Source organism: Serratia sp. BNK-10 (assembly GCF_047456065.1).
In the GTDB taxonomy this organism is placed as follows: Bacteria; Pseudomonadota; Gammaproteobacteria; order Enterobacterales; family Enterobacteriaceae; genus Serratia; species Serratia ureilytica.
The window spans coordinates 208,068-228,785 of sequence record NZ_CP179894.1; the positions used below are offsets into that span (position 1 = coordinate 208,068).

General features: G+C 55.3%; 16 protein-coding genes and 1 tRNA gene. 11 read left to right on the plus strand and 6 right to left on the minus strand.

Features of this window, described 5'->3' with window-relative positions; translation table 11 throughout:
- Nucleotides 1-70: 70 nt before the first annotated feature.
- Nucleotides 71-1,090 carry an ornithine carbamoyltransferase gene (gene argF / locus ACMGG9_RS00980; protein WP_198774397.1) on the minus strand — a complete coding sequence of 340 codons (1,020 nt, stop codon included), beginning with the start codon at nucleotides 1,088-1,090 and terminating at the stop codon, nucleotides 71-73.
- A gap of 162 nt (nucleotides 1,091-1,252) precedes the next feature.
- Between argF and rraB the strand changes: the two genes are divergently transcribed.
- Both rraB and miaE read left to right on the plus strand, forming a co-directional pair.
- Complete coding sequence (rraB, locus tag ACMGG9_RS00985; RefSeq protein WP_025305115.1) at nucleotides 1,253-1,678, plus strand: ribonuclease E inhibitor RraB; 426 nt, start codon at nucleotides 1,253-1,255, stop codon at nucleotides 1,676-1,678.
- A 179-nt stretch (nucleotides 1,679-1,857) separates the two neighbouring features.
- Nucleotides 1,858-2,622, plus strand: a complete 765-nt coding sequence (gene miaE, locus ACMGG9_RS00990) for a tRNA isopentenyl-2-thiomethyl-A-37 hydroxylase MiaE (protein WP_108680113.1) — start codon at nucleotides 1,858-1,860, stop codon at nucleotides 2,620-2,622.
- Nucleotides 2,623-2,637: 15 nt separating this feature from the next.
- On the opposite strand, the gene ACMGG9_RS00995 is transcribed toward miaE, so the two are convergent.
- The 5 genes from ACMGG9_RS00995 to pepA form a co-directional block, all read right to left on the minus strand.
- The gene (locus ACMGG9_RS00995) at nucleotides 2,638-4,245 is read right to left on the minus strand and encodes a GMC family oxidoreductase (protein ID WP_414161836.1); all 1,608 of its coding nucleotides are present in this window, start codon (nucleotides 4,243-4,245) and stop codon (nucleotides 2,638-2,640) included.
- Between the two features lie 224 nt (nucleotides 4,246-4,469).
- Complete coding sequence (locus tag ACMGG9_RS01000; protein ID WP_033636872.1) at nucleotides 4,470-4,973, minus strand: GNAT family N-acetyltransferase; 504 nt, start codon at nucleotides 4,971-4,973, stop codon at nucleotides 4,470-4,472.
- Between the two features lie 200 nt (nucleotides 4,974-5,173).
- Nucleotides 5,174-8,050 carry a valine--tRNA ligase gene (locus tag ACMGG9_RS01005; RefSeq protein ID WP_089197625.1) on the minus strand — a complete coding sequence of 959 codons (2,877 nt, stop codon included), beginning with the start codon at nucleotides 8,048-8,050 and terminating at the stop codon, nucleotides 5,174-5,176.
- A 12-nt stretch (nucleotides 8,051-8,062) separates the two neighbouring features.
- Nucleotides 8,063-8,512: a DNA polymerase III subunit chi gene (locus ACMGG9_RS01010; RefSeq protein ID WP_004933353.1), complete on the minus strand. Its 450-nt coding sequence runs from the start codon at nucleotides 8,510-8,512 to the stop codon at nucleotides 8,063-8,065.
- Nucleotides 8,513-8,596: 84 nt separating this feature from the next.
- Complete coding sequence (gene pepA / locus ACMGG9_RS01015) at nucleotides 8,597-10,108, minus strand: leucyl aminopeptidase (RefSeq protein WP_004933352.1); 1,512 nt, start codon at nucleotides 10,106-10,108, stop codon at nucleotides 8,597-8,599.
- A 282-nt stretch (nucleotides 10,109-10,390) separates the two neighbouring features.
- Here pepA and lptF point away from each other — a divergent pair, with 282 nt between their 5' ends.
- The 9 genes from lptF (at nucleotide 10,391) to ACMGG9_RS01060 (ending at nucleotide 20,692) form a co-directional block, all read left to right on the plus strand.
- A complete protein-coding gene (gene lptF / locus ACMGG9_RS01020) occupies nucleotides 10,391-11,485 on the plus strand; it encodes an LPS export ABC transporter permease LptF (RefSeq protein ID WP_033641697.1) in 1,095 nt (364 codons plus the stop codon).
- Nucleotides 11,485-12,555: an LPS export ABC transporter permease LptG gene (lptG, locus tag ACMGG9_RS01025; RefSeq protein WP_033641698.1), complete on the plus strand. Its 1,071-nt coding sequence runs from the start codon at nucleotides 11,485-11,487 to the stop codon at nucleotides 12,553-12,555. The genes lptF and lptG overlap by 1 nt, the downstream gene beginning before the upstream one ends.
- A gap of 151 nt (nucleotides 12,556-12,706) precedes the next feature.
- Nucleotides 12,707-13,426: a LuxR family transcriptional regulator gene (locus tag ACMGG9_RS01030; protein WP_108680117.1), complete on the plus strand. Its 720-nt coding sequence runs from the start codon at nucleotides 12,707-12,709 to the stop codon at nucleotides 13,424-13,426.
- A gap of 989 nt (nucleotides 13,427-14,415) precedes the next feature.
- A tRNA-Leu gene (locus tag ACMGG9_RS01035) sits at nucleotides 14,416-14,500 on the plus strand.
- Between the two features lie 199 nt (nucleotides 14,501-14,699).
- Nucleotides 14,700-15,959 carry a tyrosine-type recombinase/integrase gene (locus tag ACMGG9_RS01040; RefSeq protein ID WP_414161837.1) on the plus strand — a complete coding sequence of 420 codons (1,260 nt, stop codon included), beginning with the start codon at nucleotides 14,700-14,702 and terminating at the stop codon, nucleotides 15,957-15,959.
- A gap of 247 nt (nucleotides 15,960-16,206) precedes the next feature.
- The gene (locus ACMGG9_RS01045; protein ID WP_414161838.1) at nucleotides 16,207-17,217 is read left to right on the plus strand and encodes a DUF4917 family protein; all 1,011 of its coding nucleotides are present in this window, start codon (nucleotides 16,207-16,209) and stop codon (nucleotides 17,215-17,217) included.
- Between the two features lie 43 nt (nucleotides 17,218-17,260).
- Nucleotides 17,261-17,836: a restriction endonuclease subunit S gene (locus ACMGG9_RS01050; RefSeq protein ID WP_414161839.1), complete on the plus strand. Its 576-nt coding sequence runs from the start codon at nucleotides 17,261-17,263 to the stop codon at nucleotides 17,834-17,836.
- Nucleotides 17,837-17,855: 19 nt separating this feature from the next.
- A complete protein-coding gene (locus ACMGG9_RS01055) occupies nucleotides 17,856-19,463 on the plus strand; it encodes a type I restriction-modification system subunit M (RefSeq protein ID WP_414161840.1) in 1,608 nt (535 codons plus the stop codon).
- Nucleotides 19,463-20,692, plus strand: a complete 1,230-nt coding sequence (locus ACMGG9_RS01060) for a restriction endonuclease subunit S (RefSeq protein WP_414162258.1) — start codon at nucleotides 19,463-19,465, stop codon at nucleotides 20,690-20,692. The genes ACMGG9_RS01055 and ACMGG9_RS01060 overlap by 1 nt, the downstream gene beginning before the upstream one ends.
- Nucleotides 20,693-20,718: the final 26 nt, after the last annotated feature.

Genomic DNA, 20,718 nt, shown 5'->3' on the forward strand with positions numbered 1-20,718 from the left:
GCGCTATTTGATATTCCAGGAATATATTAGCCGCCCTGGCCGGGGGCGCCAGGGCGGAGGGGGAGGCGTGTCAGAGCGTTGCGCTCAGCGTGGCGACCAGCACCGCCTTGATGGTATGCAGCCGGTTTTCCGCCTGATCGAACACCACGCTATGCGCCGACTCGAACACCTCGTCGGTCACTTCCATGCCGCCGTGCAGATCGTACTGCTGCGCCATCTGCTTGCCGAGCGTGGTTTGATCGTCGTGGAACGCCGGCAGGCAGTGCAGGAACTTCACGTTCGGGTTGCCGGTCAGTTTCAGCATCGCCATGTTGACCTGATACGGCCGCAGCAGCGCGATACGCTCCTGCCAGGTCTCTTTCGGTTCGCCCATCGACACCCACACGTCGGTGTAGAGGAAATCGGCGTCTTGCACCCCTTCGGCGATGTCTTCGGTCAGGGTGAGTTTCGCGCCGGTTTGCTGCGCCAGCGCCTGGCATTCGGCCACCAGCTCCGGCTGTGGCCAACAGGCCTTCGGCGCCACCAGCCGCAGATCCATGCCCGCCAGCGCGGCGGCTTCCAGCAGCGTGTTGCCCATGTTGTTGCGCGCGTCGCCGACGTACGCCAGCTTCACTTCGTTCAGCGCCTTGCCCGGCAGGTGTTCCTGCACGGTGAGCAGATCCGCCAGCAATTGGGTAGGGTGGAACTCGTCGGTCAGGCCGTTCCACACCGGCACGCCGGCGTGTTCCGCCAAGGTTTCCACCAGCGCCTGGCCGTAGCCGCGGTACTGAATACCGTCGTACAGGCGGCCCAGCACCCGGGCGGTGTCTTTCATCGACTCTTTATGGCCGATCTGGCTGCCGCTCGGGCCGAGGTACGTGACCTGCGCGCCCTGATCGAATGCGGCAACTTCGAAAGAGCATCGCGTGCGGGTCGAGTCTTTTTCGAAGATGAGCGCAATGTTTTTGCCCTGCAGCCGGCGCTGTTCCCGCCCCTGCTTCTTGGCCTGCTTCAGATCGGCCGAAAGCCGCAGCAGCGCCTGCAGTTCGGCGGGGGTGAAATCCATTAACCTCAGAAAGTGACGTTGGTAGAACGCATTGCCGGTGCTCATAGTCCGATTCCCTGATTGCTTAATTGAATTAAAATTCACTTTATATGTATGAATATTCAATTTCAACCCCGGTGAGGAAATCTTTCACGTTTATCGTGGAAGCAATGTCGGCGGTGTGTGAAAATAGAAGGAATGAAGGCCATTTGACTTGAGGATATAGGCATGGCAAACCGCGAATTGCTGGAAGAACAACGTGAAGAGACCCGCCTGATCATCGAAGAGCTGCTGGAAGACGGCAGCGATCCGGACGCGCTCTACACCATCGAGCACCATCTGTCCGCCGAGAAATTTGAGGTTCTGGAGCAGGCCGCCGTTGAAGCCTTCAAGCTGGGCTACGAAGTGACCGACGCCGAAGAGCTGGAAGTGGAAGACGGTTCGATGGTGATGTGCTGCGACGTGATCAGCGAAGTCGGCCTGAACGCCGAGCTGATCGACGCTCAGGTCGAGCAGCTGGTGGCGTTGGCGGAGCGCTGCGGCGTCAACTACGATGGCTGGGGCACCTACTTCGAAGATCCGAACGGTGAAGACGGTGAGGATGACGAAGACGGCGACTATATCGACGAAGACGACGACGGCAAACGCCACTAATTCCTTTCCGATTAATGCCTGTGGGCCGGCTCTCGCCGGCCCCTGATATCCCCGTCGTCTTTCAAGCTGCAGCGTTGTTGGCTGCACTCTCTCACCCCAGTCACTTACCTGAGTAAGCTCCTGGGGATGAGTGAGCTGGCCGCCTAGCTGCAACTTGAAATACATAGGGCAATGACGCCATGACATACCAATCCCTGCTAGCCCCGATTTTAAGCTTCCTGCACTGTGAAACTCCCGACGCCTGGATCGACGCCGCGCGCCGTCCGGAAAACCTGCAGCTGTTGCTGACCGACCACCTGGTGTGCGAGCTGAAAGCCGCACAGACCGGCATGTGGCTGATCCGCCGCTACGTGGCGGACAAAGAGAGCGGCGACGCGCTGTTGGCGCTGCTGCGGCCCTACGAGGCGTTTCTGCACGAAGCGCAGGGCGCGCCCGACACATTGTTCCGCCAGGGCCAGTTCACCCGCAAGATCCTGCCGAAAAACGGCTCGGCCTACGGCCAGGATCTGGCGGATCGCATGGTGCTGCTGATCAAGGAAGAACTGCATCACTTCTCGCAGGTGCTGGAGATCATGCAGGCACGCGGGATCCCGTATCGCAAGATCACCGCCAGCCGCTATGCCAAGGGGATGATCCGCGAGATCCGCACCCACGATCCGGCGACGCTGATCGACAAACTGATCTGCGGCGCCTACATCGAAGCGCGATCCTGCGAGCGCTTCGCCAAACTGGCGCCGCACCTGGACGACGAGCTGAACCGCTTTTACGTCTCGCTGCTGCGATCCGAAGCGCGCCACTATCAGGACTACCTGACATTGGCCGAGCAGATCGCCGGCGACGACATCAGCGAACGGGTGGCGCATTTCGGCCGCCTCGAAGCTGAACTGATCCTGTCGCCGGACAGCGAGCTGCGTTTCCACAGCGGCGTGCCCGTCGCCGCCTGACGTTGAGGCGCGTCCTTACTGCGGCGCGCCCAGCAACAAATCCACCGCCTTTTCCGCCAGCATAATGGTCGGCGCATTGGTATTGCCGCTGGTGAGCTGCGGCATCACCGAGCAGTCGATCACCCGCAGCCGTTCAAAACCGTGCACCCGCAGCTGCGGATCGGTCACCGCGTCCTGCGGCGACGGCCCCATGCGGCAGCTGCCCACCGGGTGATACACCGTCTTGCAGAAGTTGCGCACGAAGGCTTCCAGCTGCGCGTCGTCGCGCGTCCACTCCGGCTGCGGCATCAGCAGATCCTTGATCAGCGGCTTCAGCGCCGCGGTTTGCAGGAAATCCAGACCGAATTTCACCGCGCGCACGCTGCCGGCCAGATCGTCCGGGTGGCCGAGGTAGTTGGCGTGCAGCTTGACCGGATCGCGCGGGTTGCTGCTGCGCAGCAGCACTTCGCCGCGCGCCTTCGGTTGCAGATAGCCGACCTTGAGCGTGAAGCCGTGAATGTTCGGCAGCGGCTCGCCGGGCACGTCGTCCCAGCTGTCGAGCATCGGCAGGAAGTGGATCTGCACGTCCGTGCGGCCATCGCCCCGGCTGTCGGTGAAGGCGGCGCCTTCCAGCACGTTGGACGAAAGCACCCCGCTGCGAAACGCCAGCCACTGCGCGCCGTGGCTCAGCGCCTGCAGGCCGCGATCGGCGCCGAACAGGCTGATCGGCTCGCGGGTGCTGACGTTGATCGACATGTGCAGGTGGTCGTGGAAGTTTTTACCCACCGGCAGATCCGCCCGCACCTCGATGCCCAGCTGCTGCAGGTGGTCGCGCGGGCCGATGCCGGACAGCATCAGCAGCTTCGGCGAACCGACCGCGCCGGCGCTGACGATCACCTCTTTGGTGGCGCGCGCGGTGATTTCCGCGCCGCCGTTCTGGCTGTAGACCACGCCGGTGGCGACGTTGCCCTCGAAGGTCAGCCGGTGCGCCAGGGCGTTCAGTTTCACCACCAGCCGCCGTTCGTCGCGCACCGCCTTCAGATAGGTGCGGGCGGTGCTGGCGCGCTCGCCGTTGCGGGTGGTGGTTTGGTAGAAACCGACGCCGTGCTGGCTGTCGCCGTTGAAGTCGTTGCGATAGGGCAGGTTCAACTCCTGGCCGGCGCGGATAAACGCCATGCTCAGCGGATGGCGATAGCGGTTCTCGCTGACCGGCAGCAGCCCGTCGGCGCCGTGGTAGTCGTCGGACAGGCTTTCGTTGGCCTCGGCGCGTTTGAAGTAGGGCAGCACCTCCCGGTAGCTCCAGCCGGCGCAGCCATAGCGCTCGGCCCAGTCGTCGTAGTCCTGCGGCTGGCCGCGCAGGTAGATCATGCCGTTGACCGAACTGCTGCCGCCCAGCACCTTGCCCTGCGCGATTTGCATGCGGCGGTTGTTGGCGTGTGGTTCCGGTTCCGTCTCGTAGGGCCAGCTCTTTTTGGCGATGATCTTGGCCACCCCGGCCGGCATCTTGATAAACAGGTTATTGTCGTCGCCGCCGGCTTCCAGCAGCAGCACCCGCGCCTGGGTGCGGCGGATCAGCTGCGCCGCCAGCACGCAGCCGGCGGAACCGGCGCCGACGATAATGTAATCAAAGGTGTTTTCCGACATGACAGCTCTCCGTGCGCGATTGGGATACTGGCAGAGTAGCGCGGGGGCGCAAGCGGTCAATTTACGATCGTTAATTTATTAACGAACTTCACATTAAATTTACATCGCGGTTTTTAACGTCAGTTTATCTGCTTGAAAAACGGCGTTATAGCGAGTTTTACTGATTGATTGTGATATTAATAAAAAGGCGCAGCAAGCTGCACCCTGATGGAGAGACGGGACGGTTACAGCGTTTTCAGCATGGTGACTTCGCAATCGACGTGGCCGGTGGCGCCCATCGCGTGGTCGATGTGTTCGAAACCCAGGTGTTCGTACAGCGCAACGGCCTGCGTCAGGCTGGCGGTGGTCTCGAGGTAACAACAGCGGAAGCCGTGCCGGCGGGCGAAATCCAGCGCCTGCAGCGCCAGGCGTTTCGCCAATCCCTTGCCGCGCAATACCGGCAGGAAATACATCTTCTGCAATTCGCAAATATCGTCTGCGCCGCCCTGCAGCGGCGCGATGCCGCCGCCGCCGGCGACCTGGCCGTCCACCTCGATCACCCAGTAAGCGCTGCGCGGCAGGCTGTAGAGCTGATACAGGGCGTCCAGATTGGGATCGGAGACGGTATAGCCTTTATCCGCCGTCAGGCCGTGCTCGGCGGAGACTTCGCGAATGACGTGAGCAATGGCGGCATTGTCTTCCGCCGTAATGGGGCGCACCAGCAGGCGCGCCGGGGTTGCTGTTGTCATGTTTACACTCGCCATTGAAAGAGACCACGTTCGTTTTTCGTTTTTATCGCAGCACGAAACGCGCCGGGGATTATTTCCCGGCGGCGTCCCTGCAGCAGTAATATCTTGTAATAACATCTAACCCGGCCCGGATGCAACGGCGATAAAAAAACAGCGGGGAAGACCCCGCTGTTTTTCAGGCGTTGGCGTGAGCCGGTGGATTACAGCGCGGCGATGGTCGCCTGCTGTTCCTGCAGCTTCACTTTGCCTTCTTTGCAGGCCGCCAGACGATCGCGTTCTTTGGCAACCACCGCCTCCGGCGCGCGCGCCACGAAGCCTTCGTTCGCCAGCTTGCCTTCGATCGAAGCGATTTCCGCATCCAGTTTGCCCATCTCTTTGGCCAGACGCGCGATCTCGGCGTCTTTGTCGATGAAACCGGCCATCGGGATCAGCAACTCGGCGCCGTCCACCAGCTTGGTGACGGAGACCGGGCCTTTCTCACCGGCCGGCAGCAGCGCGATGGATTCCAGGCGCGCCAGACGGGCGATAAAGCTCTGGTTCTCCTGCACGCGGCGCTGGGCGTCGGCGCTGCAGTTGCGCAGCAGCACGTCGAGCGCTTTGCTTGGCGCGATGTTCATCTCGGCGCGGATGTTGCGCACGGCGATGATGGTTTGCTTGATCCACTCCAGATCGTTCAGCGCCTGCTCGTCTTCCAGCGCGGCGTCGTAGGCCGGGAACGGCTGCAGCATGATGGTGTCTGCAGTCGTGCCGGTCAGCGGCTTCACGCGCTGCCAGATGGTTTCGGTGATGAATGGGATGATCGGGTGCGCCAGGCGCAGCAGCGCTTCCAGCACGGTGATCAGCGTGTGGCGGGTGCCGCGCTGTTCCGCTTCGCTGCCGTTGCTCACCACCGGCTTGGTCAGCTCCAGATACCAGTCGCAGAACTGGTTCCAGGTGAATTCGTACAGGATGTTGGCCGCCAGATCGAAGCGGTAGGTGTCCAGCGCTTCGCGGTAGGCTTTCACCGTGCGGTTGAATTCGGCCAGGATCCAGCGATCCGCCAGCGACAGCACTTTCTCGCCGCCGTTGAAGCCGCAGTCGTGCGCTTCGGTGTTCATCAGCACGAAGCGGCTGGCGTTCCACAGCTTGTTACAGAAGTTGCGGTAGCCTTCCAGGCGCTTCATGTCCCAGTTGATGTCGCGGCCGGTCGATGCCAGCGCCGCCAGGGTGAAGCGCAGGGCGTCGGTGCCGTGCGGCTCGATGCCGTTCGGGAATTGCTTCTCGGTGCGCTTGCGGATTTTCTCCGCCAGCTGCGGCTGCATCATGTTGCCGGTGCGTTTTTCCAGCAGATCTTCCAGCGAGATGCCGTCGACCATGTCCAGCGGATCGATCACGTTGCCTTTGGACTTGGACATCTTCTGGCCTTCGTCGTCGCGGATAAGGCCGGTCATGTAGACGGTCTTGAACGGCACCTGCGGCTTGCCGTTTTCATCCTTGATGAAGTGCATGGTCAGCATGATCATGCGCGCGATCCAGAAGAAGATGATGTCGAAGCCGCTGACCATCACGCTGGTCGGGTGGAAGGTTTTCAGCGCCTCGGTCTGCTCCGGCCAGCCCAGGGTAGAGAAGGTCCACAGGCCGGACGAGAACCAGGTGTCCAGTACGTCTTCGTCCTGGGTCAGCACCACGTCGGCGCCCAGGTTGTTCTCGCTGCGCACTTCTTCTTCGCTGCGGCCCACGTAGACTTTGCCGTTCACGTCGTACCAGGCCGGGATGCGGTGGCCCCACCACAGCTGACGCGAGATGCACCAGTCCTGAATGTCGCGCATCCAGCTGAAGTACATGTTTTCGTACTGCTTCGGCACGAACTGGATGTCGCCCTGTTCGACCGCTTCCACCGCCACTTTGGCCAGCGGCGCGGTGCGCACGTACCATTGGTCGGTCAGCATCGGCTCGATCACCACGCCGCCGCGGTCGCCGTAAGGCACCGTCAGGTCGTGCGGTTTGATCTCGTCCAGCAGGCCCAGATTATCGAAGGCAGCAACCACCGCTTTCCGCGCCGCGAAGCGCTCCAGGCCGCGGAACTCGGCCGGGATCTCGTTGCAGTAGTCGGTGCAGACTTCGCCCAGGGTGTTGAACACTTCCGCTTCCTGACGGATGTCGCCGTCGAAGGTCAGAATGTTGATCATCGGCAGGCCGTGGCGTTTGCCGACTTCGTAGTCGTTGAAATCGTGCGCCGGGGTGATCTTCACGCAGCCGGTGCCTTTTTCCATATCGGCGTGTTCGTCGCCGACGATGCGGATGCGGCGGCCGACCAGCGGCAGAATGATCTCTTTGCCGATCAGGTCTTTATAGCGCGGATCTTCCGGGTTGACCGCCACGCCGGTATCGCCCAGCACGGTTTCCGGACGGGTGGTGGCGACCACCAGGTAGTCTTTGCCCTCGGCGGTTTTCGCGCCGTCGGCCAGCGGGTAGCGCAGGTGCCACATGGAGCCTTTGGATTCGCGGTTTTCCACTTCCAGATCGGAGATGGCGGTGCGCAGCTTCGGATCCCAGTTCACCAGGCGCTTGCCGCGGTAGATCAGGTCTTCTTTGTGCAGACGGACAAACACTTCGCGCACCGCGTTCGACAGGCCTTCGTCCATGGTGAAGCGCTCGCGCTCCCAGTCCACGGAGTTGCCCAGACGGCGCATCTGGCGGGTGATGGTGCCGCCGGATTCCGCCTTCCACTGCCAGATTTTGTCGATGAACGCGTCACGGCCGTAGTCGTGGCGGGTTTTGCCTTCTTCCGCGGCGATCTTGCGCTCCACCACCATCTGGGTGGCGATGCCGGCGTGGTCGGTGCCCGCCTGCCACAGGGTGTTTTTACCCTGCATGCGCTGATAGCGAATCATGGTGTCCATGATGGTCTGCTGGAACGCGTGGCCCATGTGCAGGCTGCCGGTGACGTTCGGCGGCGGGATCATGATGCAGAAGCTTTCCTGGCTGGTGTCGCCGTTCGGCTTGAAGTAACCCTGACTCTCCCAGTGATCGTACAGCTTCTGTTCGATCTGTTTTGGGTCGTATGCGGTGTCGAGCTGACTGTTTGTCTTTTCCATTCTTTATCGTATTCAGTGAGTTGGCGGCGTAGCCGTGGTCAAATGGAAGCCGACGCTGCGATAGGCCTTGTAACGGTCGCGCGCCAACTGTTTCAGAGTGTCTTCGTAAGGAACGAAGTCTACCACTTCATGGAAAGCGGTAGCAAAATCGGCAAACTGCGGCAGCAGGGCGATCAGCAGATCGCGCGGGGCATTGCCGCGCTTGCCGGGCCAGCACAGTTCCACCGGCGCGCCATAGTGCGGCCCTTCGCCGGCCAGGTTGTGCGGCACGAATTCATGCGGCTCGCGCTGCCACAGCGCTTCGTCCAGCCGCTGGGCCTGCTCCTGACTCTCGCAGGCGATCAGCACCCGCTTGCCGGCGCGGAAGCCGTTGGCGGCAACGGCGCAGGCCACGGCCTCATGGGCGCTGAGCGCGCCTGACGGTTCCGCGTTGTCGAGCAAATAAAACGTCGCCTGTTTCATTAAGGATCCACCGCTGCCGATAAAAAAATGTAGGGGCACAGCATGCTGTGCCCCTTGGGATTATACCTGAATTACCGCTCAGATTTAATCGTCGCCGTTCAGGCCTGCACGGTTCAGCAAGAACTGAGACAGCAGCGCGACCGGGCGGCCGGTCGCGCCCTTGGCTTTACCGGAGCGCCAGGCGGTGCCGGCGATGTCCAGGTGCGCCCAGGTGTACTTGCGGGTGAAGCGCGACAGGAAGCAGGCGGCGGTGATGGCGCCGCCAGGGCGGCCACCGATGTTCGCCATGTCGGCGAAGTTGGAGTCCAACTGCTCGTAGTACTCGTCGGCCATCGGCAGACGCCAGGCGCGATCGCCGGCCTGCTCGGAAGCGCCCAGCAGCTCGTGCGCCAGCGGGTTGTGGTTCGACATCAGGCCGGTGATGTGGTGGCCCAGGGCGATCACGCAGGCGCCGGTCAGGGTGGCGATGTCGATCACCAGCTCCGGCTCGAAGCGCTCGACGTAGGTCAGGGTGTCGCATAGCACCAGGCGGCCTTCGGCGTCGGTGTTGAGCACCTCGACGGTCTGGCCGGACATGGTGGTCAGCACGTCGCCCGGACGATACGCCCGGCCGCCCGGCATGTTTTCACAGCCGGCCAGCACGCCGATCACGTTCAGCGGCAGGTTCAGCTCCGCCACCACGCGCATCACGCCGTACACAGTTGCCGCGCCGCACATGTCGTATTTCATCTCGTCCATGCCGTCGGCCGGTTTGATCGAGATGCCGCCGGAGTCGAAGGTCAGCCCTTTGCCTACCAGCACGATCGGCTTAGCGTCCGGATTTGGGTTGCCCTTATATTCCATCACCGACATCAATGATTCGTTCTGCGAACCGGCGCCAACCGCCAGATAGGCGTTCATGCCCAGCTCTTTCATCTGCTGTTCGCCGATGACGCGGGTGGTGATGTTAGTGCTGAAGGCGTCCGCCAGCTGACGGGCCTGTGAGGCCAGGTAGCCGGCGTTACAGATGTTCGGCGGCATGTTGCCGAGATCTTTGGCCGCCTTGATGCCGGAAGCCACCGCCAGGCCATGCTGGATGGCGCGCTCGCCGCTGGTGAGCTCACGGCGGGTCGGCACGTTGAACACCATTTTGCGCAGCGGACGACGCGGCTCCACCTTGTTGCTTTTCAGCTGATCGAAGGTGTAGAGCGTCTCTTTGGCGGTTTCCACCGCCTGACGCACTTTCCAGTAGGTGTTGCGGCCTTTCACGTGCAGTTCGGTCAGGAAGCAGACCGCTTCCATCGAGCCGGTGTCGTTGAGGGTATTGATGGTTTTCTGGATCACCTGCTTGTATTGGCGCTCATCGAGCTCGCGCTCTTTGCCGCAGCCGATCAGCAGGATGCGCTCGGAGAGAATGTTGGGCACATGGTGCAGTAGCAGCGTCTGCCCGACCTTGCCTTCCAGTTCGCCACGGCGCAGCAATGCGCTGATATAACCATCACTGATTTTGTCGAGTTGTTCTGCGATAGGGGACAGGCGGCGCGGTTCGAAAACGCCGACTACAATACAGGCACTGCGCTGTTTTTCCGGGCTACCGCTTTTTACACTGAACTCCATGCACTCTCCTGAATCTTAAAGACAAAGGCGGACGCTACGGCTAGAATAACCGACTCCGTAACGATCTCCTGCCATTTGAGTTAACGGATTATGTTAACCTGAACGGCATAAATTGCTCTGTTTTGGCGACTATAAGCAAGTTCCTATAGGACACCCAAACGGCTTGATGTTGTAATACTATTTTAGCTGTGAAGGTTGCCATATGATGAGAATAAATGGCGGATTAACGATGAAATTATCGATTTTCCTGCAAAAAGACAAGTTTTCACAGGCGTAATAAGCGTGATCATCATAAGATATCTGGTACGGGAAACGCTCAAGAGCCAAATCGCCATCCTGTTCATCCTGCTTCTGATCTTCTTTTGTCAGAATTTGGTCAGGGTGTTGGGCGACGCGGTGGACGGCAATATCCCGACAAACTTAGTACTCTCTCTGCTCGCGTTGGGCGTGCCGAAAATGGCGCAGCTCATCCTGCCTTTGAGCCTGTTTCTCGGCTTGCTGATGACGCTTGGGCGGTTGTATACCGAGAGCGAAATCACCGTCATGCACGCCTGCGGGCTGGGTAAACGCACCCTGATTATCGCCGCCATGATCCTGGCGCTGCTCACCTCTGCGATCGCGGCGGTGAACGTATTTTGGGCCGGCCCCTGGGCCTCGCGCTATCAGGACGTGGTGGTGAACGAAGCCAAGGCCAACCCGAGCATCGCCGGGCTGGCGGAAGGGCAGTTCAAACCCTCGCAGGACGGCAACGCGGTGCTGTTTATCGGCAACGTGAAGGGCAGCACCTTCAACGACGTGTTCCTGGCGCAGCTGCGGCCGAACGGCAACCAACGCCCATCGGTGGTGGTGGCCGAGCACGGCAACATCGTGCAGCAGAAAGACGGCTCGCAGGTGGTGACGCTCGACAAGGGCACCCGCTTTGAAGGCACCGCGCTGCTGCGCGACTTCCGCATTACCGACTTCACCGACTACAAGGCGGTGATTGGCCACCGCACCGTGGCGGCGGACAACACCGAATCCGAACAGATGTCGATGCAGACGCTGTGGGAATCCGACGATCCGGACGCGCGCGCCGAATTCCACTGGCGCCTGACGCTGGTGGTGTCGGTGGCGCTGATGGCGCTGCTGGTGGTGCCGCTCAGCGTGGTGAACCCGCGCCAGGGCCGCGTGCTGAGCATGCTGCCGGCCATCCTGCTGTACCTGATCTTCTTCCTGCTGCAGACCTCGCTGCGCTCCAACGCCGGCAAGGGCAAACTGGATCCGATGCTGTGGCTGTGGCTGGTTAACGGCGTTTACTTCGCGCTGGCGCTGGCGCTGAACCTGTGGGATACCGTGCCGATGCGCAAGCTGCGCGCACGCCTGAGAGGAGCGGCCTGATGTTTGGCGTATTAGACCGTTATATCGGTAAAACGATTTTCAACACCATCATCATGACGCTGTTCATGCTGGTGTCGCTGTCCGGCATCATCAAGTTCGTCGATCAGCTGCGCAAGGTCGGCCAGGGCGAATACACCGCGCTGAGCGCCGGCATGTACACCCTGCTGAGCGTGCCGAAAGACATCGAGATCTTCTTCCCGATGGCGGCGCTGCTCGGTGCGCTGCTCGGCCTGGGCCAGCTGGCGACGCGCAGCGAACTGGTGGTGATGCAGGCTTCCGGCTTCACCCGCCTGCAGATCGCCGGCTCGGTGATGAAAACCGCCATTCCGCTGGTGCTGCTGACCATGGCGATCGGCGAGTGGGTGGCGCCGCAGGGAGAGCAGATGGCGCGCAACTACCGCGCCCAGCAGATGTACGGCGGCTCGCTGCTCTCCACCAAGAGCGGGCTGTGGGCGAAGGACGGCAACGACTTCATCTACATCGAGCGCGTCTCCGGCGATAAAGAACTCTCCGGCGTGAATATCTACCACTTCAACGATCAGCGTCGCCTGGAGACGGTGCGCTATGCCGCCACCGCCAGCTTCGAGAACGGCCTGTGGCAGCTTTCGCAGGTGGACACCTCGGATCTGACCAACCCGAAACAGGTGACCGGCACCCAGACGCTGACCGGCGAATGGAAAACCAACCTGACCCCGGACAAGCTGGGCGTGGTGGCGCTGGATTCGGATTCGCTCTCCATCAGCGGGCTGCACAACTACGTGAAGTACCTGAAGCAGAGCGGCCAGGAATCGAACAAATACCAGCTCAACATGTGGCGAAAAATCTTCTCGCCGCTGTCGGTGGCGGTGATGATGCTGATGGCGCTGTCGTTCATCTTCGGCCCGCTGCGCAGCGTGCCGATGGGCATCCGCGTGGTGACCGGCATCAGCTTCGGCTTCCTGTTCTACGTGCTGGATCAGATCTTCGGCCCGCTGAGCATGGTTTACAGCATGCCGCCGGTGCTGGGGGCGCTGCTGCCGAGCATGCTGTTCCTGCTGATCAGCGTGTATATGCTGCTCAAACGCAAGTAGCGGGGCGAGCGGTATGGGAAAAGGCGCGGCCGTGGGGCCGCGCCTTTTTTGTGGGTGCGGCATGCCCCCGGTGAACCACTCCCCCGACCTGTCGCTTTTCGTCGTGCTATAGTCAACCCTGCGGCATGCGGATAGAGGGAGCGGGCAGTCAATGGAAGACGAATACAATCTCAGCAATATCATCGGCAAGCGCCTGGAAGCGGCGTTGGGGGAGTTGGGCGAGCTCCTGTGGGCGTATGTGGTGTTATCCAAAAAAGACATTTCCTGTATTTTTGGCGTCACCAACTACCCGACTGAATGGGTCAACAAGTATCAAGAGCAGGGGTTGCAGTACATTGATCCGGTGGTGATTACCGCCCGCAACCGCCTGACCCCCTTCGCCTGGGACGAGCAAATCATGGCCGACGCAGGGCTGCATTTTCCCGAACTGTTCGAGCAGGCCCGCGAGTTTGGCGTGACGCACGGCTATACCTTCGTATTGCACGATTACAACAACAATCTCGTCACGCTTTCCTTTGCCTTCAGCGCAGAACAGAAAGCGGAAGTCATCCCGGCGCTCATCGAACGTAAAGGTGAAATCTCGGTATTGCTGGCCTCAATCCATGAGTCGTATCTGGCGCTGGCCCCACCGTCAGATAAAAACGCCGCAGCGCTGGAGGGCAACGCCCGCTTTACCGACAGGGAAAACGAAATCCTCTATTGGGCCAGCGTGGGTAAAACCTACCAGGAAACGGCGATGATCCTGGGCATAAAGACCGGCACCATCAAGTACCATATGTCCAACGTCGTCAAAAAGTTGGGGGTAACGAATGCCCGACATGCCGTGCGCCTGGGGATGGAGCTGCGGCTGATTAAACCGGTGGATGGATAGGCTGATCGCTCACGGCAGCTTTCGAACCGGGAAATGACGGGCGTTAATCGGTATTGAGTGGGCAGCGTGGCGGCTCACGAGAGGGAAGCAATACAGCACCGGCCCTGATTTCTACGATGTGAAATAATAACCTGCATGAACTGATAAAGGTCTAGTAAGGGACTGTACTTTAGTCTAACTAGTTTCTCACCCCTTAAGGCGATACACTTTCCCGGTAATGTTTTGATAAAAAATATAAAAAAAAACCTGACCGCGTAGGTCAGGCTGCCAATATTGGCCAACACCAGGGAAAATTTTCTTACATCATCTTAAAGCTATTAACTCTGCAGAGGCAAGTGTTCTCTGCTGGTTTTTACGCCTTGAGTTGCTATTTTGTTACGTATGTACGCTATTTTGTGGTGATTTTAGATAACCCCCCATCTAACCGAAATAGCGTCTCTCCCCTGAAGGCAGCATTCCGCTTCTTTATTTCCCATCTGATATTCATTAATGAAAAAATAGTGTTCTCGGAATGTTGCGCAACCTCATTCTTTATTCGCTGACACATTGGCGTGCAATTATTTGCAGCATTGCCATTACGGCTGGGGATTATTTTGTTTTTGCCAGGCGCAGGGTGAGACAGTGGCAATGGGCGGGCAGGTGCTACTTTCCGCGTGCCGGGCTCCTGAACCTGTTTCGCCAGTTGGGCGAGCAGTTCTGGCTCGTGGGAGTGAATGACGTACGGCACAGGAGCCATCATTGCTCTGTGCAACGATGCTGAAACCTAGGATCGGATGGTATTGCGTGAGTGTAGCGCCTTATCTTGGATGCTCGTTGCAACAGCCTGTTTATCATCAACAGGGTTGGGAAGGGCGCGCAGCGGGAAGGCGGGGCGGACAAACGCGCGTTGCGGCGGTTTTTTCGACACTTAACTCATTGAACAACGGATAAGTGTTGCGTGCTGGTCGCGGGAAGGTATAATTCACCCGTTTTCCGCATACTACTTCAGTGCCGAAGTGGCGAAATCGGTAGACGCAGTTGATTCAAAATCAACCGTAGAGATACGTGCCGGTTCGAGTCCGGCCTTCGGCACCATCGGAACATCAATAGACGTCAACGGACGTCTTTTTTTGTGCCTGAAATCCGCGCTGTACAAGGCTTTACGCGATTTTCCTTTCAACAGAAGTCAATCTGAGTCAACCCACATCAAGTCGCTTGTGAGTATAGAACCGAGTATATATGCTGGTTCGATAATGGTTGTATACTCACAGCGGCACATGGAAGGAGAACTTTTATGGCTTTGACAGATATCAAAGTGCGTTCTGCAAAACCGCAGGAAAAGGAATACACCCTTGTCGATGGGGATGGCATGTTTTTGCTTATTCACCCTAACGGCTCAAAATACTGGCGGTTCCGCTTTCGTTTTGGTGGTAAGCAGCACCTAATGGCGTTTGGAGTTTATCCTGAAACGTCATTAGCTGATGCTCGTCAAAAGAGGGAAGAGGCCAGAAGGCTTGTTGCTGCTGGAATCGATCCTCGCGAACACAAGCGTGTGGTGAAAGAAGAGCAGGCAAAAGAGGTTATCACTTTCGAATCTGTTGCCAGAGATTGGCACGCCAGCAATCAAAAGTGGTCTGAGTCCCACAGTGGACGTGTTCTTAAAAGCCTGGAAGATAATTTGTTTGCTGCGATTGGTAAACGAAATATCACTGAGCTAAATACGCGAGATCTTCTTATACCTATCAAAGCCGTAGAGATGTCTGGACGTCTTGAGGTGGCTGCGCGTCTACAACAACGCACGACTGCGATTATGCGATTCGCCGTACAGAGCGGCTTAATCGACTACAACCCCGCGCAAGAAATCGCAGGTGCTGTCTCCACTGCTAAACGACAGCATCGTGCTGCTCTAGAGCTCAACCGCATTCCTGAACTACTTCATCGTATCGACACATATACCGGCAGACCACTAACACGCTTAGCTGTGGAGCTGACGTTGTTAGTTTTCATCCGCTCTAGTGAGTTACGTTTTGCTCGATGGGCAGAAGTCGATTTCGAAAACGCTATGTGGACGATCCCGGGTGAACGCGAGCCATTGGAAGGAGTGAAGCATTCACATCGAGGATCAAAAATGCGTACACCTCACCTTGTTCCTTTATCTCGACAGGCTCTGACCATTCTAGAAAAGATCAAAAGCATGAGTGGAAACCGTGATCTGATTTTCGTAGGTGATCATGATCCACGTAAACCGATGAGTGAGAATACGGTGAACAAGGCGCTGCGCGTAATGGGATATGACACGAAGGTCGAGGTATGTGGGCATGGCTTCAGAACTATGGCCTGTAGTTCGTTGATTGAATCAGGGCTGTGGTCGAGGGATGCGGTAGAGCGGCAGATGAGCCATATGGAACGTAGCTCAGTTCGTGCGGCTTACATTCATAAGGCTGAGCATTTGGATGAGCGTAGGTTGATGCTGCAGTGGTGGGCTGATTATCTGGATGCGAATAGAGAGAAGGGAGTTACTCCGTTTGATTTTGCAAAGCAAGCAGTAAGATAAACCCTTCTAAGGATTATAAACCCTTGAAAATACGAACTTTAAAGCGTTATTTAGCGCTTGAGATAAACAGTTTTTCTGTGTAATTTTCAAAAATTACACAGAAAAGAATTGACATCAGCACAACCTCATTGTTTAATGGCCTCAGTTTCAGGTTTGGTAATTTTTAAAAATTACCTATTTGAACATGAGTGGGTGAGTTCTTGGCGGAATACCCACAAATCTAAAATATGAAAGCGAGGGTTGAAACATGGTGACAATTAAACAATGGGCCGAGATTGAGGCCAAATACGATGATACTTTACTTTTGGGGAATGGTGCAAGTATCGCAGTTAATAGTGATTTTGCCTATCGTAGCTTATGTCAGAAGTTGACCGAGCTCAGTTCAGATGGGCAGCTGGCAGCCTTGTTCGAACTATTTGATACGCAAGATTTTGAGTTGATTCTGCATCGTCTGTGGATTGCAACTCAAGTAAATAAACAGCTCGGTGTGCCTGAAAATGCAACGACTGAGAGGTATAAGTTACTTAGAAATCTCTTGATTCAATGTGTGAGCCAAAATCATCCTGAGCATCATGAAATATCGGATGTGCTAGTTAAAATTCGTCCTTTTATAGGCAGATTCAAGACGGTTTTATCCCTGAATTACGATCTTATTGTGTACTGGGCATCCTTGCTTGAAGATACAACTACCGGAAAACTAAAGGATTGCTTCATCGACCGTTTGTTTAATGAACAGTTTGATTGGAGTGATTTTAGAGACTTACATTGGAAGGATCGTGAAAAAGGTTACAAGACGACAAGCTTAGTCTTCTACCCACATGGTTCTTTGATTTTGGCCCAAGACTTCAGTGGTCAAGAGTCCAAATTACATACTAATCCTCGAGGTGACGGAAATTATCTCCAACAAATTTCTCAGCAATGGAGTTCTGCAACAGTTACGCCAGTTTTTGTTTCTGAAGGGACAAGTAAGCAAAAACTAAGCGCGATAGCTCGTAGCCGTTATCTTGACACTGTCTACCGTGAAGTACTACCAGAGAAAAAGAAAAGTATCGTGATCTATGGATGGAGTATGGGGGAAAATGACAGCCATATACTTGATGCACTGAAAAAAAGTCGTCCATCAAGGGTTGCGGTTTCAGTGTATGGCACTGATACCTCTGGCTGTGATGCAATTGAAGGGAAATTAAAAGCGGTGTTTGGTGACGGTTTGCTTGTCGAGTTTTTCGACAGTGAAAGTGCCAACTGCTGGTGCCATTAACTAAGCGAAAGGGGGCGTAGCCCCCTATTTTACGAGGATAAAAATGGGAAAAATCGTCTATAGCGACATTGCAAATTTTATCCCCGGAGTAAACCTGTCACGCATAGAGTCAGAAGAATCAGGTAAAGCGTATCGCTTTTATACAGCACAGTTGCATCAGATCGATGACTGGCAACCTGAAGTGATAGTTTCTGATAAAGAACAGGTAGTTAAGAGTACGTCGTTACTCAAAGTGACAAGAGAAAATGATGTCATTATTAACTTAGCGAATGCTAAAGCTGTTCTTGTTAAGCAGGAGCATGCAGGGCGAATATTGGGCAATAACTTTGTTAAGGTCGAGTTGGATGTTAGCAGAGTCTCTCCATTGTTTTGGATTTGGCATTTCAATGAGAGCAACGCTGTAGCCCAACAAAAATCATTTGCTCTACAGGGGTCAACTGTACCTAAGTTAACTCTGCAAATGGTTCGTCAATTTGAACTCGATTTACCTGTACTAAAAAAGCAACAAGCGATAGGTGAGCTGTATCTTCATCTCAGGATGAAAGATTACTACGAGTACAACTTGATGAAATTAAAGCAACAATATTATTTTGCCAAAATAGAAAATTTATCAAAATAATCAAAGATTAAGGTTTTTTATGTCTCCTCAGATTGAAGCGCAAAATTTAAGTGAACTGCAAGGCCGCCTGTGGAATATCGCCGATACCCTGCGCGGTAAGATGAATGCCGATGAATTCCGCGACTACTGCTTAGGCTTTATTTTCTACAAATATCTTTCTGAAAAATTCGTTGCTTACGCTAATAAAATTTTGGCGGAAGATGGCATTCAGTACAACGAGCTGACTCCTGAACATCCGGCGTATCAGGACATTGTTGACGCAGTAAAAGAGGATAGTATCCCGTCCTTAGGCTACTTTTTGCCGCCAACCGATCTGTTCCACACTATGGCAGAACGAGTTGCTAAAGATCCCAAAGGTGCAGGCACCGGCTTTATTCTGGAAGACCTCGCCACTACACTACGCAGCATTGAACAAAGCACGTTGGGCACCAACTCCGCGGATGACTTCAGCAACCTCTTTGAAGATCTCGATTTAGGTTCCAGCAAGCTCGGCAACACTGCTAAGGCTAAAAATGAGCTGATCGGCAAAGTCGTCACTGAACTCGACAAACTGAGCTTTAACCTGAGCGAAGCGAGTTCCGACATTCTGGGTGATGCCTACGAATACCTGATCGGCCAGTTCGCCTCTGGCGCAGGTAAGAAAGCCGGGGAGTTCTATACCCCGCAGCCGGTTTCCACGCTGCTGGCGAAAATTGTCACGACCCACAAGCTGAAATTGAAAAACGTCTATGACCCGACCTGTGGCTCCGGCTCTTTGTTATTGCGCGTGAAACGTGAAGCCTCGTCGGTGGGTAAAATCTACGGCCAGGAGATGAACCGTACCACCTATAACCTGGCGCGTATGAACATGATCCTGCACGGGGTTCACTATGCAGATTTTGAAATCATTCAGGAAGACACGCTGGAGCACCCGCAGCACACGCATCTGAAATTTGACGCCATCGTTGCCAACCCACCGTTCTCCGCCAAGTGGAGTGCCAGCCCGCTGTTTATGAACGATGACCGCTTTACCCAGTACGGCAAACTGGCACCCTCGAGCAAAGCAGACATGGCGTTTGTGCAGCACATGTTCCATCACCTGGAAGATGACGGCACCATGGCGGTGGTGTTGCCTCACGGCGTTCTGTTCCGTGGCGCAGCGGAAGGCCATATTCGTCAGTTTATGATTGAGAAGCTGAACTGTATTGATGCGGTGATCGGCCTGCCTGCCAATATCTTCTATGGCACCAGCATTCCGACCTGCGTGCTGGTGTTGCGCAAGTGCCGCAAGCACAACGACTGTATTCTGTTTATCGATGCCAGCAATGACTTTGAAAAGGTGAAAACTCAGAACCGCCTGCTGCCGGAGCATATCGACAAAATTGCCGATACCTACAACGACTGGCAAGCACTCGAGAAATACAGTCATATCGCAACCCTGGAAGAGATCCGTAACAACGATTACAACCTCAATATCCCGCGCTATGTCGATACTTTTGAAGCGGAAGAAGAGATTGATCTCAACGCCGTAGCGCAGGAAATCCGCGATCTTGAAGGGAAAGTGGCAGAGATTGATAAGACCATTGCCGGATTCTGTAAGGAGCTGGGGATTGAAGCACCGTTTACAGTGGTGGAGGACGTTAAGTGATGGTGCCGAAATTAAGATTTACGGGGTTCAACGAACCATGGAGTGAGACTTCGCTAGGTAAAATATCTTCATTTATTACCAGTGGTTCTCGTGATTGGGCACAGTACTATTCTGACTGCGGTGATAAATTTATTCGCATGACAAATCTTGTAAGAGATGGAATTACATTGAACTTGTCAGATTTAAAATTTGTCCGCTTGCCTGAAAATTCGAATGAAGGTAAACGAACAGCCTTACAGCATCATGATATTTTGATTTCTATTACCGCGGAACTGGGTAAACTGGGATGGGTTCCAGATGATTTGGGAACTGCGTATATTAATCAACATACTGCTTTAGTTAGACCTAATTTATCTATAGCCTCATCCAAGTTCATCGCAAATCTTTTATCCACGAAAAAATACAACAATATCTTAAATCTGCAGAATGATGCTGGTGCTAAGTCTGGACTCAATTTAAGTACAATTAAAAACTTTGGATTTTACGCACCTAATAAAATAGAACAAGCCAAAATCGCCGATTTTTTGTCCTCTGTTGATGAAAAAATCTCATTACTGAACAAGCAGTACGACCTGCTGTGCCAGTACAAAAAAGGCATGATGCAGAAGATTTTTAGTCAGGAAGTGCGGTTTAAGGATGAATACGGTGAGGAGTTTCCAGAATGGGAAGAGTCTTTATTATCTGAAAGGATAAAAGTGCAGGGAGGGTTTGCATTTAAAAGCCAACTTTTTAGTGAGATGGCTAGTACAAAGGTGCTCCGTATTGGTGATATTTCGGAAGAAATTGATCTATCAGCATTCTCAGGGGTATTTTCTACTGAGACTCCAGCGATTCGCTACCAGGTTAATAAAGGTGATTTTGTGATGGCCTTGTCTGGGGCAACATTTGGGAAAATGGGTTTAATTAAATGCGAGAGTGCTTTTTTAAATCAACGCGTCGCGACATTTAGGCTATTGGATAACACTACCGATATATTAAGCTTCTATTATTACTATATGTCAACAATGGAATTTATTAATTATATAAAATCTATACCAACTGCAAGTGCTCAACCAAACATATCAAATAAAGATATTGAACTGTATTTGTCTTTTATACCGACCAAAAAAGAGCAAACCAAAATCGCCAACTTCCTCTCTGCCCTTGACAATAAAATCGCCGTCAAAAAAGCAGAACTGGACAAGTTAAAAACCTGGAAGCAAGGCCTGCTCCAGCAAATGTTTGTATAAAAACCTCCCGGCTCGACCAACTCCGG

Excerpts from the sequence above, each read along its gene's own strand:
- argF (WP_198774397.1), bottom strand. The coding sequence starts at position 1,090 with ATGAGCACCGGCAATGCGTTCTACCAACGTCACTTTCTGAGGTTAATG.
- rraB (WP_025305115.1), top strand. The coding sequence starts at position 1,253 with ATGGCAAACCGCGAATTGCTGGAAGAACAACGTGAAGAGACCCGCCTG.
- miaE (WP_108680113.1), top strand. The coding sequence starts at position 1,858 with ATGACATACCAATCCCTGCTAGCCCCGATTTTAAGCTTCCTGCACTGT.
- ACMGG9_RS00995 (WP_414161836.1), bottom strand. The coding sequence starts at position 4,245 with ATGTCGGAAAACACCTTTGATTACATTATCGTCGGCGCCGGTTCCGCC.
- ACMGG9_RS01000 (WP_033636872.1), bottom strand. The coding sequence starts at position 4,973 with ATGACAACAGCAACCCCGGCGCGCCTGCTGGTGCGCCCCATTACGGCG.
- ACMGG9_RS01005 (WP_089197625.1), bottom strand. The coding sequence starts at position 8,050 with ATGGAAAAGACAAACAGTCAGCTCGACACCGCATACGACCCAAAACAG.
- ACMGG9_RS01010 (WP_004933353.1), bottom strand. The coding sequence starts at position 8,512 with ATGAAACAGGCGACGTTTTATTTGCTCGACAACGCGGAACCGTCAGGC.
- pepA (WP_004933352.1), bottom strand. The coding sequence starts at position 10,108 with ATGGAGTTCAGTGTAAAAAGCGGTAGCCCGGAAAAACAGCGCAGTGCC.
- lptG (WP_033641698.1), top strand. The coding sequence starts at position 11,485 with ATGTTTGGCGTATTAGACCGTTATATCGGTAAAACGATTTTCAACACC.
- ACMGG9_RS01030 (WP_108680117.1), top strand. The coding sequence starts at position 12,707 with ATGGAAGACGAATACAATCTCAGCAATATCATCGGCAAGCGCCTGGAA.
- ACMGG9_RS01040 (WP_414161837.1), top strand. The coding sequence starts at position 14,700 with ATGGCTTTGACAGATATCAAAGTGCGTTCTGCAAAACCGCAGGAAAAG.
- ACMGG9_RS01045 (WP_414161838.1), top strand. The coding sequence starts at position 16,207 with ATGGTGACAATTAAACAATGGGCCGAGATTGAGGCCAAATACGATGAT.
- ACMGG9_RS01050 (WP_414161839.1), top strand. The coding sequence starts at position 17,261 with ATGGGAAAAATCGTCTATAGCGACATTGCAAATTTTATCCCCGGAGTA.
- ACMGG9_RS01055 (WP_414161840.1), top strand. The coding sequence starts at position 17,856 with ATGTCTCCTCAGATTGAAGCGCAAAATTTAAGTGAACTGCAAGGCCGC.
- ACMGG9_RS01060 (WP_414162258.1), top strand. The coding sequence starts at position 19,463 with ATGGTGCCGAAATTAAGATTTACGGGGTTCAACGAACCATGGAGTGAG.